The organism is Thiobacter sp. AK1, assembly GCF_039822265.1.
Taxonomy (GTDB): Bacteria; Pseudomonadota; Gammaproteobacteria; order Burkholderiales; family Thiobacteraceae; genus Thiobacter; species Thiobacter aerophilum.
In genome coordinates, this window is sequence record NZ_JBAJEX010000001.1 from 32,610 (window position 1) to 56,697 (window position 24,088).

Below are 24,088 nucleotides of genomic sequence, written 5' to 3' on the forward strand. Positions count from 1 at the left end.
TGGCCTTTCGTGCGGTCCTGCTGGGCCCGGAATTGCCATGGCACCCGGGGAGAACATTAGTCGAGAAGGATGAGGCGCACAGGCCAACCGGATGGTGCCCGGAACCGGACTCGAACCGGTACGCCTTGCGGCGAGGGATTTTAAGTCCCTTGTGTCTACCTGTTCCACCATCCGGGCGGATGTGGAGGCGGGGGTCGGAATCGAACCGGCGTCCACGGCTTTGCAGGCCGCTGCATAACCACTCTGCCACCCCGCCCTGCCGAACCCAGGGATCACGCAAACTGCGAGACAGGCGCGCAGTGCGCGCCCGATTGAAACTAAAAAGGGAAAACGAAGGGAGTGCCTTCGCTTTCCCTGAATCTGGAGCGGGAAACGAGTCTCGAACTCGCGACCTCAACCTTGGCAAGGTTGCGCTCTACCAACTGAGCTATTCCCGCGTAACAGAGAGGCGCCATTTTACTGAACTTCGTCCCCGTGTCAACACAACGTGCCCTAACGCCCGACGTTTGCCGGGCGCAGTGCCTGCACGAGGTAGTACACCATGGAGGCGATGGTGAGTACTGCCGCCAGGTAGATGAGCCAGGTACCGATTTCTCGCACCGGCAGGCCCATTACGGGCTCGTGATAAAGCAGTAGCAGGATGGCCACCATTTGCGATGCGGTTTTGATTTTGCCAATCAGGGCCACTGCCACGTTCTTGCCCTGCCCTGCTCCGGCCATCCATTCGCGCAGGGCGGAAATGGCGATTTCCCTTCCGATGATGATGAGGGCGATGAAGCCCTGCACTCGTCCCAGCTCCAGCAGCACGATGAGGGCGGCAGCGACCATCAGCTTGTCCGCTACCGGATCCAGGAAGGCACCGAAGGGCGAGGTCTGGTTGAGGGCGCGCGCCAAATAGCCGTCCAGCCAGTCGGTAACCGCGGCGGCCGCGAAAAAGGCCGCCGCGCCAAGGTTGAGTAGATGGCTGTCAAGCCACCCCGCCGGTAGATAAAACAACAGAACAAATACGGGGATGAGTACGATGCGCAGCCAGGTGAGGAAATTGGGCAGGGTAAGTGGCATGAGTCAGTGGAGTTCGGCGTAGATTTTTTCCGCCAGGGCGCGGCTGATGCCTTCCACCTTGGCCAGTTCATCGATGCTGGCGTTACGCACCCCCTTCACGCCGCCGAAGCGGGTGAGCAGCATCTGCCTGCGTTTCGGTCCCACGCCCGGAATCCCGTCGAGCAGCGACTGGATGCGTGCCTTGCCACGCCGCGCCCGGTGTCCGGTGATGGCGAAACGGTGGGCTTCGTCTCGGATTTGCTGTATCAGATGGAGGCCGGGATGATCCGCACGCAATTGTAGCGGCTTTCGCTGGTCGGCAAAAACCAGTATTTCCAGGCCCGGCTTGCGTTGCGGGCCCTTGGCCACGCCGACGACTTCCACGTCGTTCACGCCAAGATCTGCCAGCACCTCGCGCGCCACACCGACCTGCCCCTTGCCGCCGTCGATGAGCAGGAGGTCCGGTAGCTTGCCCTCCCCTGCCGTAAGCCGGCGGTAGCGCCGGGTGAGTGCCTCACGCATAGCAGCGTAGTCGTCGCCGGCCGCCGCTTGCCCGATGTTGAAACGACGGTATTCCGAGGGCTTAAGGGCAAGCGCGTCATAGACGACACAGGCGGCGACGGTGGCTTCCCCCAGGGTATGGGAAATGTCGAAACATTCAATGCGATGGACGCTGTCGGGCAACTCCAGCACTTCCCGTAGGGCGGCTAGCCGTTCCTGCTGGGCAGTCTGCTGCGACAGGCGCTGATGGATCGCCAACTGGGCATTCTTAGCCGCCATCTCCAGCCACACCCGCCGCTCGCCGGCGGGCCGGGATACGATCTGCACCCGTCGGCCCGCTTGGCTGGTAAGAAGCTCCGCGAGGACGTCGCTCTCGAAGGCCTCGTTTACCAGGATCAGGGGCGGTGCGGCCTGCTCCGCATAATGCTGGGCGAGGAAAGCCTCGATTATCTGGCTCGGCGCGTGGCCCGCCGCGTTCTGGGGGAAGAAGCTCTTGTCGCCCAGATGACGCCCTGCGCGGATCATGGTCAGATTCACGCACACCACACCGCCCTCGGCGGCCACGGCCACCACGTCCGCGTCCAGCCGGCGACCGCTCTCCACGAACTGGCGTTCCTGGACGGTTCTGAGTTTCTGAATCAGATCGCGGTAGAACGCGGCCTCCTCGTAGGCCTGGGTCTCGGAGGCGGCGAGCATCAACCGTTCCAGCTCGCTCAACAGCTGCTGCTCGCGCCCCAGGAGGAACTCGCTGGCACGTTCCACGTCGCGGGCATAATCGGCCTTTGATATCGCGCCGACGCACGGTCCACTGCAACGTTTGATCTGGTAGAGCAGACAGGGCCGGGAACGATGGCTAAAGACCCCGTCCTCGCAGGTGCGCAGGCGGAACACTTTCTGCAAAAGCTGCAAGCTCTCGCGTACCGCGTGCGCGCTGGGATAGGGACCAAAGTAGCGATCGCCTTTTCTCTGCGGACCGCGATGCAAGGCGAGGCGGGGAAAAGCATGACCGGTTAGGACGACGCTAGGATAAGATTTGTCGTCCCGGAACAGGATGTTGTACTTGGGCGCAAGACCCTTGATCAGGTTGTTTTCCAGTAGCAGCGCCTCGGCCTCGGATCGGGTGACCGTGACCTCGATGCTGGCCACCTGAGTCAGCATGAGCTGGATGCGGGGCGAGAGCTGGGTTTTCTGGAAATAAGACGAGACGCGTTTCTTGAGGTCGCGCGCCTTGCCCACGTAGAGCACTTCCCCACCGACGCCCAGCATGCGGTAAACGCCAGGCAGATGGGGTAGTCCAGCCAAGCATTCCGTGGGATCGAACATTTAACGTGAAACGCGAACTACAGTTCGTAACTTACTGAAATTACTCATCGTCGTCGAGGAGCTTGCCACCGATGGCCCATTGTTCGTGCGGCAGCTCGTCAAAGGCGATGTAGGTATAAGACTTGGGTTTGTGGGCAATGCGTTCAAGGGTGTCCGTGATTTCCTCGGCGATTTTGCGCTTTTGCTCCCGCGTCAGGGTGCCGCCGAGGCGGATGTTTACGTAGGGCATGTCAGCTCCTTTCCAGATGATGACGAATGGCCTTAAACACGGCGTCGAACATGGCCGGTGTCAGGCGCCGCGTCTGGGTATTGTAGCGGCTGCAATGGTAGCTATCGAACAAGGTGAGCCCGGATAAGCGGTGGATGGCGCCGTGGGCGAACGGGAACGCCCGCCTTCGCAAATCCAAGGCGCGCAGCACCGCATCGTGAGCGATGGCGCCCAGGGCAAGCACCGCCGCATCCTGATCCAATGCTTGAAGTTCAGTACGTAAATAATTGTTACAACGTAATATTTCATCAGGAAGCGGTTTGTTCTGCGGGGGCAGACACTTCACGGCATTGGTAATGCGGCAGCCCGTGAGGACCAACCCATCGTCCACACGCTCGGATACCGGGCGACTGGCGAAGCCGTGGCGGTAGAGGGTTTCGTAGAGCAGGATGCCCGCGTAGTCGCCCGTGAAGGGCCGACCGGTGCGGTTGGCGCCATGTAAACCCGGCGCCAGTCCTACCACCAGGAGCCGCGGGCGTGGGTCACCAAAGGCAGGCACCGGGCGTGCATGGTAGTCGGAGTGGTCGCGGCGGATGCGGGCAAGAAACGCCGCCAACCTGGGGCACGCGGTGCAGTCGGGTGCAAATGCGCTCATGGCGTGGGTGGTCCCGAGCGCGGGCTTGGCACCGGCGTCACCGCCCGGGCCGGCGGGCGCAGTTCCGGCTGCAGGGTCACGTGCTCGATGCCGAAGCGGTCATGGAGGAGTTGCTGCATGGCGGCCAGGATGCGCGGCCAGCGGGCGAGATCCGGCAGCACCACGTGGGCCGACAGGGCGTTGCGGCCGCTGGCGAGGGTCCAGATGTGGAGGTCGTGCACGGATTCCACGCCTGGCACCTGCGCCAGGGCCTGACCCACCTGATCCAGGTCGAGGGAGGCCGGCACGCCTTCCATGAGCACGTGCAAGACCTCCCGTAGCAGGCGTAGGGTCGCCACCAGGATCAGTCCCGCCACCACCAGGGACAGAATGGGGTCAGCCGGCGTGAATCCGGTGAAATAGACGACAGCCCCAGCGGCCAGGGCGGCCACGGAGCCGAGCAGATCCCCCAGCACGTGCAACAGGGCCGCGTGCACGTTGAGCCCCGCTCCACCCCGGCTCAGCACCCAGGCCACCAGCCCATTGATGCCCAGGCCGATCAAGGCAATCAGCATGACCCAACCCCCGGCGACGGCTTGCGGATGGCGCAGCCGATCCACGGCTTCGATGAGGATGAAGGTGATCACGCCCAGCATCAGGAGGCCATTGACCAGACCGCCAACGACTTCAGCGCGGGCAAGGCCGTAGCTGTGACGGGCCGAGGGCGGCTGGCGGGCGATTCTGGCCGCCAGGGCCGCGAGCCCTAGGGAGAAGGCATCGGTGAGCATGTGCCCGGCATCGGAGATGAGAGCAAGGGAGCCAGCCCACCATCCCCCCACGGCTTCCACCACGGCGAAACCCAGGGTGAGCATGAGGGCCCAGGCCAGTGCGCGGCCGTTTTCCGGCAGCGGGTGATGATGGTGCGGGTCATGCCCGAAGTGGGTGGATTCAACGTTGGGCACAGGGATCGTTGCTGGCGTTCAAGGGTAGCTCGGGCGTCTTCCCGCCGATGCTGCCCACAGCATGCATGGCCGCAGCATACCGGGGATCTTCGTGCAGGCGGGTGAGATCGCGCGCCCCGGGACGGCCATGCAGCCGCGCCAGACGCGCCAGACTCACGGCGGGCTGGGTCCAGTCGAGCCGGTTGAGCACGGCCTGCGCCGCCTGCGGGTCGTTGCAAACCAACACCATGTCGCAACCCGCGGTGAGGGCTGCGCGTGCCCGTGCCACCACGTCGCCGGCCACGCTGGCCCCTTCCATGCTCAAGTCGTCGCTGAAGATGGCACCGGTAAAGCCGAGCTCGGCGCGCAGAATTTGCTGCAACCACACCGGCGAGAAGCCCGCCGGGCGGGCATCCACGCGGGGATAGATGACATGGGCAGGCATGATGGCGGGCAGCCCATAGTCGATCATTTGGCGGAAGGGGATGAGGTCTGCCAGGTCTAAATCGGCGCGCTCCCGCTCGTCCACTGGCACGGCGAGGTGGGAATCGGCGGCCACATGGCCGTGCCCTGGGAAATGCTTGCCTACCGCCGCCATCCCGGCTGCCTTCATGCCTAGCATGAGGGCGTGGGCGAGTTCGGAGACCGCCTGGGGATGCCGGTGAAAGGCGCGGTCGCCAATGACGCCGCTTGTGCCCCAGTCCAGGTCCAGCACCGGCGTGAAGCTGAAATCCACGCCACAGGCACGCAGCTCGGCGGCCAACACATAGCCCACCTGATGCGCCAGCCGGCGCGCCGCCTGGGGATGGGCATCCCAGACCTCACCCAGACGGCGCATGGGTGGAATGGGCGTGAAGCCTTCTCGGAAGCGTTGCACCCGCCCGCCTTCGTGATCCACGCCGATCAAAAGGCGCGGCTCGCGCAGCGCGTGGATAGCGCGCGTAAGTTCGGCCAGCTGCGCGGGCGAGGCATAATTGCGTGCGAACAGGATCACGCCACCAACCAGGGGATGGCGCAGCCGCTCGCGTTCCTCGGGGCCGAGTTCGGTGCCGGAAAGATCCAGCATCACGGGACCGAGGGGCGTCACGGCGCACGCTCCAGTATGACGAAGGCGGCGACCAGTTCCTTTTCGTCGCTCACCGACAGATGACAGGCAAGGATGCCGCGGGCGGCAAGCCATTCTCCCAGGGTGGCATCCCAGGCGAACCCGGGCTTGCCCAAGGCATCATGGGTGATACACAAGCGGCTCAGCGACACGGGATGACGAAACCCCGTGCCGGCGGCCTTGGCGAAGGCTTCCTTGGCGGCGAAGCGTTTGGCGAGAAATCGTTCGGGAAAGGGCGCTAAAGCGAATTCCGGTAATTCGCTGGGGCTGAGCAGGCGACGCGCGACGCGTGCCCCATGACGCGCGAGGATGGCGGCCATGCGCCGCACGTCCACGATGTCGGTGCCGATGCCGTAGATGGCCATGGATGCTTCACAGACCGCGTGCCGCCAGCATCAGCCGCTTCATTTCCCGCACTGCCGCCTCCCAGCCGGAAAACAGGGCTTTGGCAACGATGGCATGGCCGATGTTGAGCTCTCGGATTTGCGGAATGGCGGCGATGCGCTGCACGTTGTGATAATGCAGGCCGTGGCCGGCATTGATCTGTAGTCCCAGGGCGGCGCCGAAAGCCGCAGCGCTGCGGATGCGCTCGAACTCCGCGTCGCATGCCGGGCCCGGTTCCAGATTGGCGTAGTGACCGGTGTGGATCTCGATCACGGGCGCGCCCGCTTCTTTTGCTGCGCGGACCTGTTCTTCGTCGGGCGCGATAAACAGCGAGACGCGAATGCCGGCGTTGAGCAAAACGCTGCAGGCATGCCGCACGCGATCGAACTGACCTACCACATCCAGCCCACCCTCGGTGGTGAGTTCCTCGCGCCGCTCCGGCACGAGACAGACATCCTGCGGACATACCCGCTGGGCGATGGCCAGCATCTCCTCGGTCACTGCCATCTCCAGATTCATGCGCGTTTGCAGGATCTGGCGCAGGATCTCCACGTCCGCGTCTTGAATGTGGCGCCGGTCCTCGCGCAGATGCAGCGTGATGGCATCGGCACCCGCGGATTCGGCGACCAGCGCGGCTTGCACCGGGCTGGGATAGCGTGTGCCACGCGCCTGGCGCACGGTGGCGATGTGATCGATGTTGACGCCGAGGTAGATCATAGTTCCTGCAGATCCATGAGCAATTGGCGGGTTTGCAGGGCATCGCTGCCCAGTTGGTGGGCAATGAGCATGCGCATGAGCTGCTTGGCCTGGGCGAGCGTGACGGGATCTGAGTAGTCGTCGCGGGCCAGATCCAGCAGCGTGCGCCCACGCAATTGTACACCGCCCTCCCCCGCCGTTCGGCGCACCGGACCACGTTCTGGCTCATAGACGTAAAAGGCATTCGGGTCGATGGGAACATCGCCCTGGGCTTCGTGTTCCAGCATCAGCGCATAGCCCAGTTCCTGTAGCAGCGCCTTCTCGAAGCGGCGCAACACAGGCGCTTGCGGCTGTTGATGGCCCAAGGCCATGAGTGCCGTCTGGTAATGGCCGAACAGCGCTGGATGCGGGTCGTCGCGGGGCAACAGACGCAGCAACAGCTCGTTTAGATAGAAGCCGCACATGAGCGCCGAACCCGTAAGGGGAAGCTGGCCGCCCTGCCACTCTGCCTGCTTGAGCGTCCGCAGTTCCCCCTTGCCGAACCAGGACAAGCTGAGCGGCTGAAAAGGCAGAAGCAAGCCACGCACCGCCGAGCGGGGCCGGCGCGCGCCGCGCGCCACCAGGGCAATCCGGCCCGCATCGCGCGCGAAGGCCTCCACGAGCAGGCTGGTCTCCCGATACGGACGGGCGTGGAGCACGTAGACGGGCTGGAGCGCCTGCGACCGATGGGCTGCCGTCATGGCTCAATCGGTGTAGCCGAGGCTCTTCACCGCCCGTTCGTCGTCCGCCCAGCCGCTGCGCACCTTCACCCACAGCTCCAGATAAACCTTGCCGCCGAACAGACGCTCCATGTCTTGGCGTGCCTCGCTGCCGATGGCCTTAAGCTTCTCACCGCCCTTGCCGATCACGATGGCTTTCTGGCTTTCCTTGTCGATGATGATCGCGGCATAGATGCGACGCAGGTTGCCGTCCTGCTCGAATCGTTCGATCACCACCGTGGTGGAATAAGGCACTTCATCGCCCAGCAGACGGAACACCTTCTCGCGCACCGTCTCGGCAGCCAAGAAGCGCTCGCTGCGGTCGGTGATGTCCTCCTTGTCGTAGAGAGCGGGCCCCTCCGGAAGATAGGAACGGATGGCACCCAAAAGCTCGTCGGTCTGGCTACCGGTGCGGGCGCTGACGGGCACGATTTCCGCGAAAGGAAAAGTGGCGGCTAGGCGTTCCAGGAAAGGCAGCAGTTGCCCTTTGTCCTTGACCGTGTCGATCTTGTTCACCGCCAGGATCACCGGCCGATCGCGGGGCAACAGCTTCACCACTTCGGCATCACGCTCGTCGTAGCGTAGGGCTTCCACCACGAACAACACCACGTCAACGCCCGCCAACGCATCGGTGACCGTCTTGTTCATGGTACGGTTGAGGGCATTGCGGTACTGGAGCTGGAAACCAGGTGTATCCACGAACACCCATTGCGCCGTGTCATCGGTATGAATGCCGACGATGCGGTGGCGTGTGGTTTGCGGCTTGCTAGAAACGATGCTGATCTTCTGCCCGACGAGGGCGTTGAGCAGGGTGGATTTGCCCACATTGGGACGTCCGACGATGGCAATGAAGCCCGCGCGAAACCCGCTCGCGTCAGTCATCCGCGCACTCGCCCGCCCTGGACGGTCTCATAGGCCAGACGCGCGGCCTCCTGCTCCGCCTTGCGCCGGCTGGAACCTTCGCCCAGGACGCGGATGTCCAGTTCCGGAATGTAACACTCCACCCTGAAACGCTGCTCGTGAGCTTCGCCCTCGGTGGCGACGATGGTGTATTTGGGCAGGCGAAGCTTCCGCCCCTGGAGGAATTCTTGCAGCCGCGTCTTGGGATCTTTCGACAGCGTGTGGGGATCCAAGCGCGCGATCACCGGGGCATAGAGGGCGTGGAGCACACGTTGCGCCTCGGAGAAACCGCCATCGAGATAGATGGCGCCGACAATGGCCTCTAGCGCATCGGCGAGGATCGATGGACGGCGAAAGCCGCCGCTCTTGAGCTCGCCTTCACCCAGGAACAGATAATCACCCAACGACAGGCTTTGAGCAATTTCGGCAAGCGTGGACTCCTTGACCAGATGTGCGCGCACGCGCGAGAGTTCCCCTTCGGTCAAGCGCGGGAAATCGTGAAAAAGGCGCGTCGAGATGGCCAGCGACAGCACGCTGTCGCCGAGGAATTCCAAGCGTTCGTTGTGGGGCGTGCCGTAGCTGCGATGGGTGAGTGCCTGCTGCAACAGCCTTGGCTCCTCGAAGGCATAGCCCAGCTGGCGCGCAAGACGTTTGAGATCGCCCGTCATTCCACCATTTTGGCCGGCTTGCTGCCGGCGGTACTGGCCGAAAAATCCAGCAGCACGCTGACGTTGTAGAAGAGGGGAATCTTCTGGGAATATTCCACGCTCACCACGTTTTCTCCGCCTTCCTTGCGGATGTCGAGATCCTGGGGCGTGACGGCACTAACGTAGTCGATGGCGAGCCGACGCTCGAAGGATTTGCGGATCTCGGCGGGCGTCATGGTGGCAAAGCCTGGCTCTTTGGCGATCGTGGCGAGGATCTTCTTCACGGAAAAGAATTCGATGTAGGCCGGCACCACCTTGATGCCGATGTAAACGTAAGAAAGGACAAGGGCCAGCACCACGACCCAGCCGATGAACGTCATCCCCCGTTGATGTTTCATCCCAGTTTCCCTCATTCGATGGATTTGCCGATGCGGCCGAAGTCGTCGAAGTTCATCCAGATCAGAAAGGCGCGACCGACGATGTTCTCGTCCGGCACGAAGCCCCAGTAACGGCTGTCGGTGCTGTCGTCCCGGTTGTCGCCCATGGCGAAGTAATGACCCGGCGGCACCACGCAGGTAAAGCCACGTTCATTGTAATCACAATGATCGCGGTATCGGAAGACACGCACCCCTTCCAGCCGCACCGGTGGCTCATCCGGCTGGATCAGCACCTGGTGTGGATGATGGCCGAGATGTTCCAGAAAGAGCTGCGCTACCACGTTATTCAGGCCGGGTTTCACATAGTCATACGGACGCAGGAAATCCATCTTCACCGGTTGTCCATTGATGCTAAGCTGCTTGTCGATGTAGCTCACGCGGTCACCTGGCAGACCGACGATGCGCTTGATGTAATCCAACGAGGGATCCACCGGATAGCGGAACACGACCACGTCACCCCGTTCGGGTTGGCTGATGTCGATGATCTTACGGTTGATCACCGGCAGGCGGATGCCCCAGGTGTATTTGTTGACCAGGATGAAATCGCCGGCCTGCAAGGTGGGGACCATGGAGCCGGACGGGATGCGGAACGGTTCCACGAGAAAGGAACGCAGCAGGAACACTATCAGGATCACCGGAAAGAAGCTACGCGAATATTCCACCAGCAGCGGTTCCTTCTGCCCCTGGGCACGCCCCGGTTTGAAAAAAAGATGATCGGCCAGCCAGATGAGTCCGGTCACCACCAGGGCAATGAACAAAATGAGCGCGAAGTTCATGGTCCAGAAAGCCTCGTACGAGAAAGGTCGGAAGCAGGGATCAAGGCAGATTGCGGCACCCGACCGGTTACAGAAGTCGAACCAAGCGGCGGTCCCAAATCATTTTCCTTCCACCTGCAGCACCGCGAGGAAGGCTTCCTGGGGAATTTCCACGTTGCCCACCTGCTTCATGCGCTTCTTGCCGGCCTTTTGTTTTTCCAGCAGCTTCTTCTTGCGCGTGATGTCGCCACCATAGCACTTGGCCAGTACGTTCTTGCGCAGCGCCTTCACCGTCTCGCGGGCGATGATGTGACTGCCGATGGCGGCTTGGATGGCGATGTCAAACATCTGGCGCGGAATGAGCTCACGCATCTTGGCCGCCAGCTCCCGACCCCGGGCCTGGGCGTTGGAGCGGTGCACGATGGTGGACAGGGCATCCACTCGCTCACCGTTGACCAGGATGTCCAGCTTCACCAAGTCTGCCGCACGGAATTCCTTGAAGTCATAGTCGAGAGAGGCATAACCACGGGAAGTTGATTTGAGCTTGTCGAAGAAATCCACCACCACCTCGTTCATGGGCATCTCGTAGGTGAGCATCACCTGCCGCCCCATGTACTGCATGTTCTTCTGCACGCCCCGTTTCTGCGTGCACAGGGTAATCACGTTGCCTACGTAATCCTGCGGGACCAGAATGGTGGCGGTGATGATGGGCTCGCGAATCTCCTGGATCCTGGACGGATCCGGCAGGCGAGAAGGATTTTCGATCTCCTGCACCGTGCCGTCGCGCAATACGACCTCATATACCACCGTCGGGGCGGTGATGATGAGATTCATGTCGTATTCCCGCTCCAGGCGTTCCTGCACGATGTCCATGTGCAGCATACCCAGGAAGCCGCAGCGGAAGCCGAAACCCAGCGCCTGCGAAGTCTCCGGCTCATATTGCAAAGAGGCATCGTTTAAGCGCAGCTTTTCCAGTGCGTCGCGCAAGGCGTCGTATTCGTGGGAATCCACGGGATACAGCCCGGCGAACACCTGCGGCTTGATCTTCTTGAAGCCGGGCAGAGGTTCGGCTGCGGGACGGGTAGCGAGGGTCACCGTGTCCCCCACCTGGGCATGGCGCAGCTCCTTGATACCGGCGATGACAAACCCGACCTGGCCCGCCGACAGCTCTTCCCGCTCAATGGACTTGGGCGTGAACACGCCCACCTGTTCGCAAAGATAGGTGGCACCAGTAGCCATGAGCAGAATCTTATCCTTGGGCCGCAGACGTCCATCCACCACGCGCACCAGCATCACCACGCCCACGTAGTTGTCGAACCAGGAGTCGATGACGAGCGCCTTGAGCGGTGCATCCGGATCGCCCCGGGGGGCTGGAATCTTGTTCACCACCGCTTCGAGGATGTCCTCGATGCCGATGCCGGTCTTGGCGCTGGCACGCACCGCGTCATGAGCGTCGATGCCGATGATGTCTTCGATTTCCTGGATCACTCGCTCGGGGTCCGCCGCGGGCAGGTCGATCTTGTTGAGCACAGGCACCACTTCCACGCCCTGCTCAATGGCGGTGTAGCAGTTGGCCACGGTCTGGGCCTCCACGCCCTGGGAAGCATCGACCACCAAAAGTGCCCCCTCGCAGGCGGCCAAGGAGCGGGAGACCTCGTAGGAAAAATCCACGTGGCCGGGCGTATCGATGAGGTTCAGATGGTAGGTCTGACCATCGCGAGCGTGATAAGTGAGGGCCGCCGTCTGGGCCTTGATGGTGATACCCCGCTCCCGCTCCAGCTCCATGGAATCGAGCACCTGCTCGGCCATTTCGCGCTCGGAGAGCCCGCCGCAGGCCTGGATGAAGCGGTCTGCCAACGTGGATTTGCCGTGGTCGATGTGGGCGATGATGGAAAAGTTGCGGATGTTTTTCATCTTGGGTCAATTAAAAAAGGGCACCCGGGTGCCCTTTTGTGCCAGTGCCCGATTCTAGCGGAAAAACGCCAGGAAATCATTCACTTCTCGCGAGCCTGGCGCGTAAGGCGGCGGGCTCTAGGAAATAATGGCATAGCACCTCTTCTTCCAAGGCCAGCACCGGCACCAGCCTGCCATAACGGGCGACCAGGGTTGGGTCGGTGTCCACGTCCACCGTACGGTAGTCGAAACCCAGCTCGTCGCGCAGGGCATCGAGCGCTGCCGCCATGTCCTCGCAGAGGTGGCAGCCCACACGCGCGTAGAGAGTAAGGCAAGGCCTTGGGTTCACAGGCGACGCAGGATGCGCGGTCGCGGCGACCTCCGCCGGTTGAGGCGGCGCGCGAGCCACCAGCCGATCGCAAGCCCGAGGAGAGCACCCAACGCCGCCGTGGTGTCACCGCCCAGGACATGGCGCGCCGCCACCGCGCCTGCTAGCAGCAACATGAGGGGCAGCAGATAGACGAGCAGGCTCGCGCTCAATACGCTGCCCTGTTCCACGCCCACCACGACCCGTTCCCCGGACCGGGTACCCAGGGCATCGATCACTTCCAGCGGTCCACGGGGCGTGCGCGTGAAAAGCTGCGCCAGCAACGCCGCGCCGCATCCGCCCGTAGCGCAGACCCCGCTGCCGCAACCACCGCCATAGTCGGCCTCCACCAGGGCTACGCCGTCGTGGCTATGGATCACGCGCGCGGGCGTTTCGAGCAGGGAGACGTCCGCCATGATTCACGGCTCGTAACTGATGGAATCGCCGATGAGACGCACCGTGGCGGCAGGCACCTCACCCAGCACTTTAACGTCGTGATCGGCGACTAGGCGAGTATAGACATGCAGGGCACCGCGCTGGGACAAGCCCCGTTCCGTCCCCGGCTGGGCAGGTTGGATGAAAATGGACACCGCCGCCAGACCATCGGAATAGACGATGTGGTTGACCAAAGCCTCCTGCCCCGGCAGCGTGCGCTTCATGGCGGAAATGCGCTTGAAGCCAGGGGGCACGCTACCCACTTTCCAACCCGAATCGATCGCACCATCGGGCGACTGGGCAGGATCGTGCTGGATGATGCGCCGGCCTGCGAGCTGCGGACGCACCTCGGACCGGGCAATGGGACCCCCGATGTTTACCTGGGTGAAGGAGAAGCGGTCCACCATCTCCCCTTCTTTCTGCCATACCCCTGCCCGTAACGGCAGGCCGGTTTCGGTGTCGGCCCAGAACTTGTGGCCGTAGCGGTAGGCATCGCGCGGGGCGAGCACCACCACTTGGGTCTCACGTCCCGCCACCCGCCCTCGGCCGGCCAGACGCGCCGCATAGGAGGCCTTGAGTTCGCTGCTGTGTTCGGGCAGCAGGGCCGGAAACAGCGTGCGGGCGCGGCTTTTATCCAGCAGCGCGGTCTTTCCATCCGGCAGGAAGCACAATACGTCGCCGTCGATGCGGTAGGTCTCCCGCGGCTGGCCATCGAGATAGACCAGCTTGGCGTGCTCTCCCGACTCATCCACGCGGTGCACGATGCGCACGGTCTCGACCCGATCTTCCCGCTGATAAACGAACACGCCGCTGTAATTCAGGCGGTGGGTGGCCTGCGCCATTTTCTGCAACCAGGCAAAGGCTGCCTGGGCATCGTCGCTGGCGGGCACCGCCCAGCCCGCTTGAGCCACCGCCGCCAGCAGGGCAGCCGCCAACAACCGTCTCATTGACCCGCTTCCGGTTGCGCCACGACGCGCACGTAGGCGGGCATGCCTGCCATGGCATAGCTGGGCGAAAATTCCTGATGGGCAAGCAGGTAGGCCTCTCCCGTACCCACTGGGAAGCGCACCCGTGGCGGTTCCTGCCCATCGGCCTTGGCTGTCTGTCCAGGGCGTGTGGCCGGTTGCAGAACGGGCAATGGAGCACGGGTTTCGACCGCGGCGACCTGGACGGTAGACGCCTTGGCTCCATAGAGACGGCTCTGCTGCCAGGCGAGTAAGCCCACCAGTCCCAAAGCGGCCACCGACGCAGCCAGCGCCAGGGCGGGCCGACGCGGGGCAGGTTGAGTGCGGTGGGGGCGCGGCGCGAGCACGGTGGGTTCTTGCGCCAGCCGGCGTGCCACTTTCCCGGTGATGTCCAGCGCGAGCGGTCCACTCCCGCGCAGGGCATCGCCGATCAACTGATATGTTTCCCAGGTTGCTCGCAGCCTCTCATCCTGGCGTAGGTTGGCCAGGACGCGCGCGGTCGCGTCCGGATCGAGTTCACCATCCATCAGGGCGGAAATGTCTGAAGTCATGGCTACCACCTCTTGTCTTTGCTGGTGCCCAGAAGCGGGCGAAGTTTCTCGGCGATGGCCTCGCGCGCGCGAAAGATGCGCGAACGTACGGTGCCGATGGGACAATTCATTGCTTCTGCGATTTCCTCGTAGCTCAAGCCGTCGATCTCGCGCAGCGTGATGGCGGTGCGCAGCTCTTCCGGCAGGGCTTCCATGGCGGCGGTGACCGTCTCGCCGATTTCCTTGGTGAGCAGGGCTGCCTCCGGGGTATCCACGTCGCGCAACAGGTCCGCTTCCTCGAAGCCTTCGGCCTCCTCGGCCGCGAATTCGGTGCTGGTGGGGGCACGCCGGCCCTGGGAGACCAGGTAGTTTTTTGCCGTGTTGATCGCGATGCGGTAAAGCCAGGTGTAGAAGGCGCTGTCGCCGCGGAAGGAAGGCAGGGCGCGATAGGCCTTGATGAAGGTCTCCTGGGCGACGTCTTCCACTTCCGCAGGATCACGAATGAAGCGCGACAGCAGACGGGCGAGCTTGCGCTGGTATTTGCCGACCAGAAGCTCGAAGGCGTGCTTGTCGCCGGCCTGGGCCCGCTCGACCAGGGCCTGGTCGATCTCCCGATCACCCATTTTGGGGACGTCCCTGAACGATTTTTGTTGGAGGATTATTTCCCGAGCGGGAAAGTCGATTATCTGGCCCAAAGTATACCTGCCCCCTGCTCGACTGAGGAATGGGATCACGCAACCTGCATGCACAGACCGGCAACGCGTCAGTTAGTTCAGACTGCCTCGTCGCGGGCAAGCACACCGGCTTTGCTTAGCTCCGGCCGCTTGGCCTGTGGCGGGGCGGCAACAGGGCCCGTGCTATGATGCCCCTTTCTTGGAGGACCTTGCGGGGTGGAGCACTACGACGTGATCATTGTGGGCAGCGGGCTGGCGGGACTGACCCTAGCCTTGCATTTGGCCGATGCGCGTCGGGTTGCGGTGATCACGAAGCGCGCCCTGTCGGACAGCGCCAGCGACTGGGCTCAGGGCGGCATCGCCGCCGTGCTCTCGAGCGAGGACTCCATTGAGGAGCACGTGCGGGATACGCTGCTGGCCGGCGCCGGGCTTTGTGACGAGGCAGTGACGCGTGAAATCCTGCGCCAGGGGCCGGAGATGATCCGCTGGCTAATGGATCAGGGCGTAGCCTTCACGCGGGAGCCGGTCAGCCAGAGCCTGCATCTGACCCGCGAAGGCGGCCACAGTCACCGCCGCATCGTGCATGCCGCCGATGCCACCGGCCATGCAGTGCAGAGCACGCTGATCGGCCGTGCCCGTTCCCATCCCAACCTGACCCTGCTGGAGCAGCACATCGCCATCGATCTCATCACGGGGGTCAAACTCGGCCGGCAGGAAAACCGCTGTTACGGCCTCTATGTGCTGGACAGGAAGGAGGGGCGGGTAAAGACTCTGGCGGCGGATTTCACGGCCCTGGCGACCGGCGGTTTAGGCAAGGTCTATCTCTACACCACCAACCCGGACGTGGCCACTGGCGACGGCGTGGCCATGGGCTGGCGTGCCGGCTGCCGCGTGGCCAACATGGAGTTCATCCAGTTCCATCCCACCTGTCTTTACCATCCCCATGCCAAATCCTTCCTGATCACCGAGGCGGTGCGGGGGGAAGGCGGTGTGCTCAAGCGTCCCGATGGCTCCCGCTTCATGCCCGAACACGATCCGCGCGCGGAACTCGCCCCGCGTGACGTCGTGGCGCGTGCCATCGATTTCGAGATGAAGAAACACGGCTTCGACTGCGTTTATCTCGACATCAGCCACAAGCCGGCGGACTTCCTGAAGAGCCACTTTCCCACCATCTATCAGCGCTGCCTGGAACTGGGCATCGACATCACGCGCGAGCCCATCCCGGTAGTGCCGGCGGCCCATTACAGCTGCGGTGGCATCCTCACCGACGTGCACGGCCGCACCGACGTGGAAGGGCTCTACGCCGTGGGCGAGGTAGCCTGTACTGGGCTGCACGGCGCGAACCGGCTTGCCAGTAACTCTCTATTGGAATGCCTGGTGGTAGGCCGCGCCGCCGCGTACGACATCCTGGCCCAGGCAAGCCCCGCCCGCCCGTCCTTGCCCGCCTGGGATGAAAGCCGGGTGACGGACGCTGACGAGGAAGTCGTCATCTCCCACAACTGGGACGAGTTGCGCCGCTTCATGTGGGACTACGTGGGCATCGTGCGTACCGACAAACGCCTCAAGCGGGCCTTAAACCGCATCAACCTGCTCACCGAGGAAATCGCGGAGTACTACCGCAATTTCCGCGTGAGCAACGACCTGATCGAACTGCGTAACCTGGTCCTGACCGCCGAGCTGATCGTGCGTTGCGCCCTCGCCCGCCACGAAAGCCGTGGCTTGCATTTCAGCCGGGACTACCCGTTCACTCTGCCGCGCGCCGAAAACACCGTGCTCTCGCCGCGCTTGCTAGCAGGCTGAGGCCACACGGTCAGGGCTCGCGGCGGGACGTCGTGACCTCAAGATCCTGGTCCACGGTGTTGCTCGGTTCGGCACGCCAACCCCAGCGCAGCCACACCCGCAAGCGGCGGTAGGCTTCCGCGTCCACTCGCTCCGGCATGATCAGCAGCGTGCGCCGTCCGCGTTCAGTGGCAAAATCGAGTACTGTAAGCCAGGGGGTGACGAAGCTAGCGGCCGAAACGCGCGCACGCTGGGGCTGGCCCGTGCCATCGATGACGTATAGCTGGCCTTGCGCATCGAGCTCAAGCCTCTGGATGGCGCGCCGGTGGCGGCCCAGGCCATGTAGCCATATGCTGTGCGCGGCGGCGAGAAGGAGCATGGTCAGCAGCATAAGCTGCAGCGGACGGGGCAAAGGTACGACGACGACACACAGGCCCGCGCTTGCGTAGAGCAGAGCAAGCAAGAGCATGAGGCGCGGCGCCGGCCGGATGACGAGGCTCAACATCGCTTGAGAAGCGCGAGGATGTTCTGCCAGGCTGCGGCCGCCTGCCCGCCGGCGAGTAGGTCGAGGAGCACCGCGTCCTCCAGTTCCAGCAGGGCGCGAAAGGCAGCCTGCCCGGCGGCGTCGAGCCGAGGATACGCTGTTTCCAGGAACCGCAGCAGCACGAGATCCAACTCCAGCATGCCGCGTCGGCAACGCCAGCGCAGCCGCGCCAGCTCCCGCTCACTAGTAGTGGGCGATGCGCTCATATCGTGCGCCTGGTGAGCATACCCTTGATGCGGCCGATGGCCAGCGTGGGATTGAGGCCCTTGGGGCAGGCATCGATGCAGTTCATGATGCTATGGCAGCGGAACAGTCGATAGGGATCTTCGAGCTGATCCAGGCGCGCATCGGCGGCCTGATCGCGGCTGTCGGCGAGAAAGCGGTAGGCCGTAAGCAGCGCGGCCGGACCGAGAAACTTGTCCGGATTCCACCAGAAGGAAGGACAGGCGGTGGAACAGCAGGCGCACAAGATGCACTCGTGCAAACCTTCCAGCGCGGCGCGTTCCTCGGGGGTTTGCAAGCGTTCGATCTCCGGCTCGGGGTCGCGGTTGATGAGCCAAGGCCGTACTGCCCGGTATTGGCGGTAGAAAGGCTCGAGATCCACCACCAGGTCGCGTATCACCGGCAGTCCCGGCAATGGCCGCAACTCGATGGGCTGCTTGAGCCCTGCCAGCGGCGTGATGCAGGCGAGCCCGTTGCGGCCGTTGATGTTCATGGCATCGGAACCGCACACGCCCTCGCGGCAGGAGCGCCGCAGCGCGAGGGTGGGATCCTGATCCTTGATGGCCAAGATGGCGTCCAGCAGCATCTTGCCCTGCGGGACCATGTCCAGCACATAGTCCTGCATGCGCGGCTCGGTCCCAGATTCCGGATCGTAGCGGTAGATGGACAGGTAAACGGGCATCAGTAACTCCGCGCCACGGGTGGAAAGGCTTCCACCGTCAGCGGTTTCAGGCGCACCGGCTTGTAATCCAGACGGCTGCCTTCGAGAAAATACAGCGTGTGCTTGAGCCAGCGATCATCATCGCGGTTAGGAAAGTCCACACGCGAATGCGCACCGCGGCTCTCTTCGCGCGCGGCGGCGGAGACAATGGTGGCCAATGCGACTTCCATCATGTTTTCCAGTTCCAGCGCCTCAATGCGCGCGGTGTTGAAGATACGGCTGCGGTCGGTGAGCCTGGCATGACGGAGACGTTCGCGCAAAGCGCGAATCTCGGCGATGCCTGCCTGCAACTCGGCTGCGGTGCGGAACACCCCGCAGCGCTGTTCCATGACCCGCTGCATTTCGTCGCGGATGGCAGGAATGCGTTCGTCGCCCAGGCCGCGTTCCCAGCGTGCGAGGCGCTCCAGCGCGGGTTCCGTCGCCGCAGGTGGGATGGGCCGTGGATAAGGATTCTCGCGCAGGTATTCCAGCATGTGCGCCCCCGCGGCGCGGCCGAACACGACGATGTCCAGCAGGGAATTGCCACCGAGCCGGTTGGCGCCATGCACGGAGACACAGGCACACTCGCCCACTGCGTACAGCCCAGGCACGGCCTCTTCCGGGCCGGTGGCGGTTGGCACTACCACTTGGCCGAAACGGTTGGTGGGAATGCCACCCATCATATAGTGCGCAGTGGGGAACACGGGAATGGGTCGTTCCACCGGATCCACATGGGCGAAGCGGCGCGCCAGCTCGCGTGCGCCCGGCAGGCGTTGCTGGATGCGTTCCGCGCCGAGATGGTCGAGCTTGAGCAGCACGTACTCGCCCTGTGGTCCGCAGCCGCGTCCTTCACGAATCTCGCTGACGATGGCGCGGCTGACCACATCGCGGCTGGCGAGATCCTTTGCCTGGGGCGCATAGCGCTCCATGAAGCGCTCGCCGCGGTTGTTGACCAGATACCCTCCCTCCCCGCGCGCCGCCTCGGAAATCAGGCAGCCCACGCCGGCGATGCCGGTGGGATGAAACTGGAAGAATTCCATGTCCTGCAGGGGAATGCCCGCGCGCAGCGCCATGCCTAAGCCATCGCCGGTATTGATGAGGGCGTTGGTGGAAGTGCGGAAGATGCGCGCCGCGCCACCGGTGGCAAGTAGCGTGGCACGCGCCTCGATCAGCAACGGCTCGCCGCTTTCGATTTCCAGCGCGAGCACGCCCAGTACGTAGCCAGCGTCGTCCTTGATGAGGTCGAGGGCGAAATACTCATCGAAGAAATGGGTGCGCGCGCGGATATTCTGCTGATACAGCGTGTGCAGCAGGGCATGGCCGGTGCGATCCGCCGCCGCGCAGGTGCGTGTGGCTTGAGCGCGCCCCAGCTCGGTGGACTGGCCGCCGAAGGGACGTTGATAGATGCGTCCGTCCGCTAGGCGCGAGAAAGGCAACCCATAGTGTTCCAGCTCGTAAACCGTCTGCGCCGCGGCGCGGCACATGAACTCGATGGCGTCCTGGTCTCCCAGATAATCGGAGCCCTTCACCGTATCGTACATGTGCCAGTACCAGTTGTCCGGCGTGACATTGCCCAGAGCGGCGTTGATGCCCCCCTGGGCCGCCACGGTGTGGGAACGGGTGGGAAATACCTTGGACACCACTGCCACCTTGAGATCGGCATCAGCCAGCGCCAACGCTGCGCGTAGGCCACCGCCCCCAGCCCCCACCACCAGGGCGTCGAAGGTGCGCTTAGCGAGCTTCATGGCCGCCCCCAAAGGATGCCGGCAGCCCACAGAAGGTACGCCAGCAGCAACAGGATGGTCAGAGCATGGGCGGCCAGCCGTAGGCCCGTGGACCGCAGGTAATCCATGTAGATGTCGCGCATGCCGACCCAGGCATGCCAGCAGAGCGCCACCATGAACAGCAGCGTGGCATGACGCATCCACACGGGCGCAAACAGGGCGCGCCAGGCGGCGAAATCCAGCTCGGGAGAAAGCCATAGACGCACGCCAAGGAATGCGCTGTAAGCTAACATCACGACCGCCGTGAGCCGCTGGGCGAGCCAGTCCACGATGCCATAGCGGGCACCAGTTACGCCGCGCTTCACCATAGCGCGCTCACCACCGCCATGCCCACCAGCACGGCACCCAGGAGCACCAGCCGGGCGCTTACCTGGGCATAGCGGTACAGTCCGGGGCGATGCAGATCGAAAATCAGGAAACGCACACCTGCGAGCAGATGGTAGCCATAGAACAGGGCCACGCCGCCAAGGGCAAAGCGCAGCAGTGGTTGCTGGGCCATGCGGGCGAAACTCGCTTCGTCGGCGAGGGAAAGCTCGAAGACGTAGAGCACGCAAGGCAGCAGCACAAACAGCAACGCGCCGCTTATCCGATGCAAAAAGGACACCACCGCCGAAAGCGGCTGACGGATGCCTGTGAGGTCGAGATAGACCGGCCGGGGCTTATGCATCAGGCTTGCAAAACGAGTGCCGCACCATTATGTTTCGCCAACGCCGGGGCGCATGGCAACGTGGTTTTCCCCTTCGTTCGGCGTGAGTTTTCTTCGACATTTCCACGGGCATAAGACATGAACAGCGACTGGCAGCAGTTTCTCCAATCCCGCGGCGCGTTCATCGAGAATGGGCAAGTGGTGCATTTCGGCGAGCCGGCGGAGGACATCCGCCGCTCGGGAAGCGAGCCCATTTTAGCCGATCTCTCGCATTTCGCGCTGATCCGCTTTACAGGTGAGGATGCCCAGACATTTCTGCAGGGGCAGCTTTCCAACGATGTGCGCCTGCTCAACGGGCGCAACAGTCAGTGGGCCGCCTACTGCACGCCCAAAGGACGCATGTTGGCGACGTTCCTGCTATGGAAGGACGATGCCGATGGCTACCTCATGCAGTTGCCGACAAGCCTGCGCGAGCCCGTCCAGAAGCGTCTGTCCATGTTCGTCCTGCGCGCCAGGGTGAAAATCAGTGATGCGAGTGATGAGTGGGTGCGGCTGGGCGTGGCAGGCCCGGGTGCGGCGCAGATTGTCGAAGCGCAGTTTGAAAGCGTGCCCGGTGCGGCGCACGAGCTGCTCGCCACGACGGCTGGCAGCGTGCTGCGTCTAGCGGGCGAATGCTTCGAGCTGTTGTGCGCGCCTGAGCAGGCGCCAAAGTTGTGGACGGCGCTCGCGGCGCACTGCCGTCCCGTGGGGAGTAGCCGCTGGGATTGGCATCTGATCCGCGCCGGCATCCCGGTGGTGTTGCCGCAGACCCAGGAAGAATTCGTACCCCAGATGGCCAACTTCGAACTGGTGGGCGGCGTGAATTTCAAGAAGGGCTGCTACCCGGGACAGGAGATCGTGGCGCGCACCCAGTATCTGGGTAAACTCAAGCGACGCATGTATCTCGCCCATCTCGACAGCGAGCAGGCGCCCATGCCGGGCGACCCACTCTACAGCGCCGACATGCAGGAGCAGGCCAGCGGCATGGTGGTCAATGCGGCGCCCGCCCCGGAGGGCGGTTACGATTTGCTGGCCGTGATCCAAACCTCGAGCGCCGCCAGCGAGCCCATCCACTGGAAGAGCTTGGACGGACCGGTGCTGCACCTGCTCAAGTTACCCTACCCCATTTCGGCCTGAGGGCGCGGGTGTCCATGTTCCACTACTACGTGTACTACCGCGTCGATCTTCGCCGCGAGGCAGAAGCCATCGCCGCCGTGGACCAGCTCCTGTTCGAGATCGCGGCCAAGACGGGGGTGCAGGGTCGGCTGCTGAAGAAACGCGACGAGCCGGCGTTGTGGCTGGAAGTCTATGCGGACGTGCCGGGTGACTGGCTGGAAGCGTCGCTGGCGGCAATCGCACAGCGGCTGGAATTTGCGCGCTTCCTGCAACCCGGTTCGACGCGGCGCGTCGAGTGTTTCCAGGAATCGATCTAGCCGCTTAGCGCGACGAAGCCGCCGCCGCGCCTGACGGAGCGGCCTACGGCGGGGCACCAGGGGCTGGCGCGGCCCCCGGCTCATCAATCACCTGGAAGAAGATTTCATCCCGACGCACCATGCCCAGCTCGCTGCGCGCCCGCTCTTCGATCGCCTCGTAGCCCGTCTTGAGATCTGTCACCTCGGCCTCGAGCGAGGCATTCCGGCTCTTGAGCCGCTCGTTCTCGGCAAGCTGCTTCTTGAGCGCCTGATCCACTTCCCATACCTTGAGCCAGCTACCCTTGCCCAGCCAAAGGGGATACTGCAGAGCCAGGATGAGCAGGGCGAGGATCAGGGTGAGCCAGCGCACGGCTCATGCCTCCCGCACGGCGCCGGCAGTGGTGTCAGCCGAGTTGATGGAAGGCCTCGCGCCCCGCATAGGTGGCATTGTCGCCCAGCTCCTCCTCGATGCGCAAAAGCTGGTTGTACTTGGCGATGCGCTCACTGCGAGAGAGCGACCCGGTCTTGATCTGCAGGGCATTGGTGGCCACGGCGATGTCGGCGATGGTCGTATCCTCGGTTTCACCCGAGCGGTGAGAGACCACGGCAGTATAGCGCGCTCGCTTGGCGGTTTCGATGCACTGGAAGGTCTCGGTCAGGGTGCCGATCTGGTTGATCTTGATCAGGACCGAATTGGCGATGCCCTGGGCGATGCCCTCCTTGAGGATCCGGCTATTGGTGACGAATACGTCATCGCCCACCAGCTGGATGCGCCGCCCGAGACGCTCGGTGAGCAGTTTCCAGCCGGCCCAGTCGTGCTCGCTCATGCCATCCTCGATGCTGATGATGGGGTAGCGATCCACCCACCCTGCCAGGTGATCGGCGAACTCTGCCGAGGTCATGGAACGGCCTTCCGAGGCGAGCACATATTTACCATCTTGGTAGAACTCGGAACTGGCGCAATCCAGACCGATGGCCACGTCGGCACCCGGCAGGTAGCCCGCTGCCTCGATCGCCTCGACGATGAGCTTGAGCGCCGCCTCGTTGCTCTCTAGATTCGGCGCGAAGCCACCTTCGTCCCCCACCGTGGTGACGTGGCCGCGATGTTCTAGCAATTTCTTCAGCGCATGGAACACCTCGGCGCCGTAGCGCACGGCATCGCGGAAGCTGGGTGCGCCGACCGGGATGATCATGAATTCCTGCATGTCCACGCTGTTGTTGGCGTGGGCGCCACCGTTGATGATGTTCATCATCGGCACCGGCAGCGCCATGGCGCCGGCGCCGCCCAGGTAACGGTAGAGGGACAGCCCCGACTCTTCCGCTGCCGCCTTGGCTACCGCGAGGGACACGGCGAGGATGGCATTGGCACCCAACCGGCCTTTGTTCTCCGTGCCGTCCAGCTCGATCAGGGTGCGATCGATGAAGGTTTGTTCCTCGGCATCGAGGCCGATGATGGCCTCGCAGATCTCCGTGTTGACATTCTCGACGGCCTTCAGCACGCCCTTGCCGCCATAGCGCTGGGCATCGCCGTCGCGCAGCTCGATGGCTTCCTTGCTACCGGTGGAGGCTCCAGAAGGCACAGCGGCGCGCCCGATCACGCCGGATTCCAGTAGAACATCCGCTTCCACGGTGGGATTACCGCGGGAGTCGAGAATTTCGCGGGCGATGACATCGACGATTGCACTCATTTGTCTTTTCCTTGACTGATGGTTTCCGCGCAGAGCTCGCGCAGCCCACGCAGGACTGCCCGCGCCCTCCGCGTTTCATG

General features: G+C 63.4%; 30 protein-coding genes and 3 tRNA genes. 3 read left to right on the top strand and 30 right to left on the bottom strand.

What is annotated here, in order from left to right; all coding sequences use genetic code 11:
* Nucleotides 1-92: 92 nt before the first annotated feature.
* From V6E02_RS00170 to rpoE, 22 genes are all read right to left on the bottom strand, one after another.
* A tRNA-Leu gene (locus V6E02_RS00170) sits at nucleotides 93-177 on the bottom strand.
* Between the two features lie 5 nt (nucleotides 178-182).
* Nucleotides 183-256: transfer RNA gene (locus tag V6E02_RS00175), tRNA-Cys, on the bottom strand.
* 105 nt (nucleotides 257-361) lie between these two features.
* Nucleotides 362-437 (bottom strand) — tRNA-Gly (locus V6E02_RS00180).
* A gap of 55 nt (nucleotides 438-492) precedes the next feature.
* Nucleotides 493-1,062 carry a CDP-diacylglycerol--glycerol-3-phosphate 3-phosphatidyltransferase gene (pgsA, locus tag V6E02_RS00185; RefSeq protein ID WP_347305973.1) on the bottom strand — a complete coding sequence of 190 codons (570 nt, stop codon included), beginning with the start codon at nucleotides 1,060-1,062 and terminating at the stop codon, nucleotides 493-495.
* Between the two features lie 3 nt (nucleotides 1,063-1,065).
* Nucleotides 1,066-2,865, bottom strand: coding sequence for an excinuclease ABC subunit UvrC (gene uvrC / locus V6E02_RS00190; RefSeq protein WP_347305975.1), 1,800 nt, complete (start codon nucleotides 2,863-2,865; stop codon nucleotides 1,066-1,068).
* 40 nt (nucleotides 2,866-2,905) lie between these two features.
* Nucleotides 2,906-3,094, bottom strand: coding sequence for a tautomerase family protein (locus V6E02_RS00195; RefSeq protein WP_347305977.1), 189 nt, complete (start codon nucleotides 3,092-3,094; stop codon nucleotides 2,906-2,908).
* A 1-nt stretch (nucleotide 3,095) separates the two neighbouring features.
* Nucleotides 3,096-3,728 (bottom strand): uracil-DNA glycosylase, encoded by a 633-nt coding sequence (locus V6E02_RS00200; RefSeq protein WP_347305979.1) that lies wholly within the window; start codon nucleotides 3,726-3,728, stop codon nucleotides 3,096-3,098.
* Nucleotides 3,725-4,669, bottom strand: coding sequence for a cation diffusion facilitator family transporter (locus V6E02_RS00205; protein WP_347305981.1), 945 nt, complete (start codon nucleotides 4,667-4,669; stop codon nucleotides 3,725-3,727). The genes V6E02_RS00200 and V6E02_RS00205 overlap by 4 nt, the downstream gene beginning before the upstream one ends.
* A complete protein-coding gene (gene nagZ, locus V6E02_RS00210) occupies nucleotides 4,656-5,714 on the bottom strand; it encodes a beta-N-acetylhexosaminidase (protein WP_347307072.1) in 1,059 nt (352 codons plus the stop codon). The genes V6E02_RS00205 and nagZ overlap by 14 nt, the downstream gene beginning before the upstream one ends.
* Before the next feature lie 17 nt (nucleotides 5,715-5,731).
* The gene (gene acpS / locus V6E02_RS00215) at nucleotides 5,732-6,118 is read right to left on the bottom strand and encodes a holo-ACP synthase (RefSeq protein ID WP_347305983.1); all 387 of its coding nucleotides are present in this window, start codon (nucleotides 6,116-6,118) and stop codon (nucleotides 5,732-5,734) included.
* 7 nt (nucleotides 6,119-6,125) lie between these two features.
* Nucleotides 6,126-6,854, bottom strand: coding sequence for a pyridoxine 5'-phosphate synthase (pdxJ, locus tag V6E02_RS00220; protein WP_347305985.1), 729 nt, complete (start codon nucleotides 6,852-6,854; stop codon nucleotides 6,126-6,128).
* On the bottom strand, nucleotides 6,851-7,573 hold the full coding sequence (gene recO / locus V6E02_RS00225) for a DNA repair protein RecO (protein WP_347305987.1): 723 nt from the start codon (nucleotides 7,571-7,573) through the stop codon (nucleotides 6,851-6,853). Before recO ends, pdxJ begins: the two co-directional genes overlap by 4 nt.
* Nucleotides 7,574-7,576: 3 nt before the next feature.
* Nucleotides 7,577-8,473 carry a GTPase Era gene (era, locus tag V6E02_RS00230; protein ID WP_347305989.1) on the bottom strand — a complete coding sequence of 299 codons (897 nt, stop codon included), beginning with the start codon at nucleotides 8,471-8,473 and terminating at the stop codon, nucleotides 7,577-7,579.
* A complete protein-coding gene (rnc, locus tag V6E02_RS00235; RefSeq protein ID WP_430626747.1) occupies nucleotides 8,470-9,159 on the bottom strand; it encodes a ribonuclease III in 690 nt (229 codons plus the stop codon). Before rnc ends, era begins: the two co-directional genes overlap by 4 nt.
* Nucleotides 9,156-9,536 (bottom strand): DUF4845 domain-containing protein, encoded by a 381-nt coding sequence (locus tag V6E02_RS00240; protein ID WP_347305991.1) that lies wholly within the window; start codon nucleotides 9,534-9,536, stop codon nucleotides 9,156-9,158. The genes rnc and V6E02_RS00240 overlap by 4 nt, the downstream gene beginning before the upstream one ends.
* Nucleotides 9,537-9,547: 11 nt before the next feature.
* Entirely contained in the window at nucleotides 9,548-10,351 is an 804-nt protein-coding gene (lepB, locus tag V6E02_RS00245; protein ID WP_347305993.1) for a signal peptidase I, read from the bottom strand.
* Nucleotides 10,352-10,450: 99 nt separating this feature from the next.
* Complete coding sequence (gene lepA, locus V6E02_RS00250; protein WP_347305995.1) at nucleotides 10,451-12,244, bottom strand: translation elongation factor 4; 1,794 nt, start codon at nucleotides 12,242-12,244, stop codon at nucleotides 10,451-10,453.
* Nucleotides 12,245-12,320: 76 nt separating this feature from the next.
* Nucleotides 12,321-12,632, bottom strand: a complete 312-nt coding sequence (locus V6E02_RS00255; RefSeq protein ID WP_347305997.1) for a glutaredoxin family protein — start codon at nucleotides 12,630-12,632, stop codon at nucleotides 12,321-12,323.
* Complete coding sequence (locus V6E02_RS00260) at nucleotides 12,569-13,006, bottom strand: SoxR reducing system RseC family protein (protein ID WP_347305999.1); 438 nt, start codon at nucleotides 13,004-13,006, stop codon at nucleotides 12,569-12,571. The genes V6E02_RS00255 and V6E02_RS00260 overlap by 64 nt, the downstream gene beginning before the upstream one ends.
* A 3-nt stretch (nucleotides 13,007-13,009) precedes the next feature.
* Nucleotides 13,010-13,972: a MucB/RseB C-terminal domain-containing protein gene (locus tag V6E02_RS00265; RefSeq protein WP_347306001.1), complete on the bottom strand. Its 963-nt coding sequence runs from the start codon at nucleotides 13,970-13,972 to the stop codon at nucleotides 13,010-13,012.
* The gene (locus V6E02_RS00270; protein WP_347306003.1) at nucleotides 13,969-14,541 is read right to left on the bottom strand and encodes a sigma-E factor negative regulatory protein; all 573 of its coding nucleotides are present in this window, start codon (nucleotides 14,539-14,541) and stop codon (nucleotides 13,969-13,971) included. The genes V6E02_RS00265 and V6E02_RS00270 overlap by 4 nt, the downstream gene beginning before the upstream one ends.
* 2 nt (nucleotides 14,542-14,543) lie before the next feature.
* Nucleotides 14,544-15,143: an RNA polymerase sigma factor RpoE gene (gene rpoE, locus V6E02_RS00275; protein WP_347306005.1), complete on the bottom strand. Its 600-nt coding sequence runs from the start codon at nucleotides 15,141-15,143 to the stop codon at nucleotides 14,544-14,546.
* A gap of 267 nt (nucleotides 15,144-15,410) precedes the next feature.
* Between rpoE and nadB the strand changes: the two genes are divergently transcribed.
* On the top strand, nucleotides 15,411-16,994 hold the full coding sequence (gene nadB / locus V6E02_RS00280; RefSeq protein WP_347306007.1) for an L-aspartate oxidase: 1,584 nt from the start codon (nucleotides 15,411-15,413) through the stop codon (nucleotides 16,992-16,994).
* Nucleotides 16,995-17,004: 10 nt separating this feature from the next.
* Here the strand turns inward: nadB and V6E02_RS00285 are convergent, their stop codons facing one another.
* From V6E02_RS00285 to sdhC, 6 genes are read right to left on the bottom strand one after another with little or no spacing between them, the layout of a single operon-like run.
* Nucleotides 17,005-17,478: a protein YgfX gene (locus V6E02_RS00285; RefSeq protein WP_347306009.1), complete on the bottom strand. Its 474-nt coding sequence runs from the start codon at nucleotides 17,476-17,478 to the stop codon at nucleotides 17,005-17,007.
* Entirely contained in the window at nucleotides 17,472-17,723 is a 252-nt protein-coding gene (locus tag V6E02_RS00290) for an FAD assembly factor SdhE (protein WP_347306011.1), read from the bottom strand. Before V6E02_RS00290 ends, V6E02_RS00285 begins: the two co-directional genes overlap by 7 nt.
* Nucleotides 17,720-18,421, bottom strand: coding sequence for a succinate dehydrogenase iron-sulfur subunit (locus V6E02_RS00295; protein WP_347306013.1), 702 nt, complete (start codon nucleotides 18,419-18,421; stop codon nucleotides 17,720-17,722). The genes V6E02_RS00290 and V6E02_RS00295 overlap by 4 nt, the downstream gene beginning before the upstream one ends.
* On the bottom strand, nucleotides 18,421-20,184 hold the full coding sequence (gene sdhA, locus V6E02_RS00300) for a succinate dehydrogenase flavoprotein subunit (protein ID WP_347306015.1): 1,764 nt from the start codon (nucleotides 20,182-20,184) through the stop codon (nucleotides 18,421-18,423). Before sdhA ends, V6E02_RS00295 begins: the two co-directional genes overlap by 1 nt.
* The gene (gene sdhD, locus V6E02_RS00305) at nucleotides 20,181-20,531 is read right to left on the bottom strand and encodes a succinate dehydrogenase, hydrophobic membrane anchor protein (RefSeq protein WP_347306017.1); all 351 of its coding nucleotides are present in this window, start codon (nucleotides 20,529-20,531) and stop codon (nucleotides 20,181-20,183) included. Before sdhD ends, sdhA begins: the two co-directional genes overlap by 4 nt.
* Entirely contained in the window at nucleotides 20,525-20,890 is a 366-nt protein-coding gene (sdhC, locus tag V6E02_RS00310) for a succinate dehydrogenase, cytochrome b556 subunit (RefSeq protein WP_347306019.1), read from the bottom strand. The genes sdhD and sdhC overlap by 7 nt, the downstream gene beginning before the upstream one ends.
* 117 nt (nucleotides 20,891-21,007) lie before the next feature.
* On the opposite strand from sdhC, the gene ygfZ reads away from it, so the two are divergent.
* Nucleotides 21,008-22,045, top strand: coding sequence for a CAF17-like 4Fe-4S cluster assembly/insertion protein YgfZ (ygfZ, locus tag V6E02_RS00315; RefSeq protein WP_347306021.1), 1,038 nt, complete (start codon nucleotides 21,008-21,010; stop codon nucleotides 22,043-22,045).
* A 14-nt stretch (nucleotides 22,046-22,059) separates the two neighbouring features.
* Nucleotides 22,060-22,341, top strand: coding sequence for a DUF4936 family protein (locus V6E02_RS00320; RefSeq protein ID WP_347306023.1), 282 nt, complete (start codon nucleotides 22,060-22,062; stop codon nucleotides 22,339-22,341).
* A 43-nt stretch (nucleotides 22,342-22,384) separates the two neighbouring features.
* On the opposite strand, the gene ftsB is transcribed toward V6E02_RS00320, so the two are convergent.
* Complete coding sequence (ftsB, locus tag V6E02_RS00325; protein WP_347306025.1) at nucleotides 22,385-22,690, bottom strand: cell division protein FtsB; 306 nt, start codon at nucleotides 22,688-22,690, stop codon at nucleotides 22,385-22,387.
* A 34-nt stretch (nucleotides 22,691-22,724) separates the two neighbouring features.
* On the bottom strand, nucleotides 22,725-24,008 hold the full coding sequence (eno, locus tag V6E02_RS00330; RefSeq protein ID WP_347306027.1) for a phosphopyruvate hydratase: 1,284 nt from the start codon (nucleotides 24,006-24,008) through the stop codon (nucleotides 22,725-22,727).
* Between the last annotated feature and the right edge of the window lie 80 nt (nucleotides 24,009-24,088).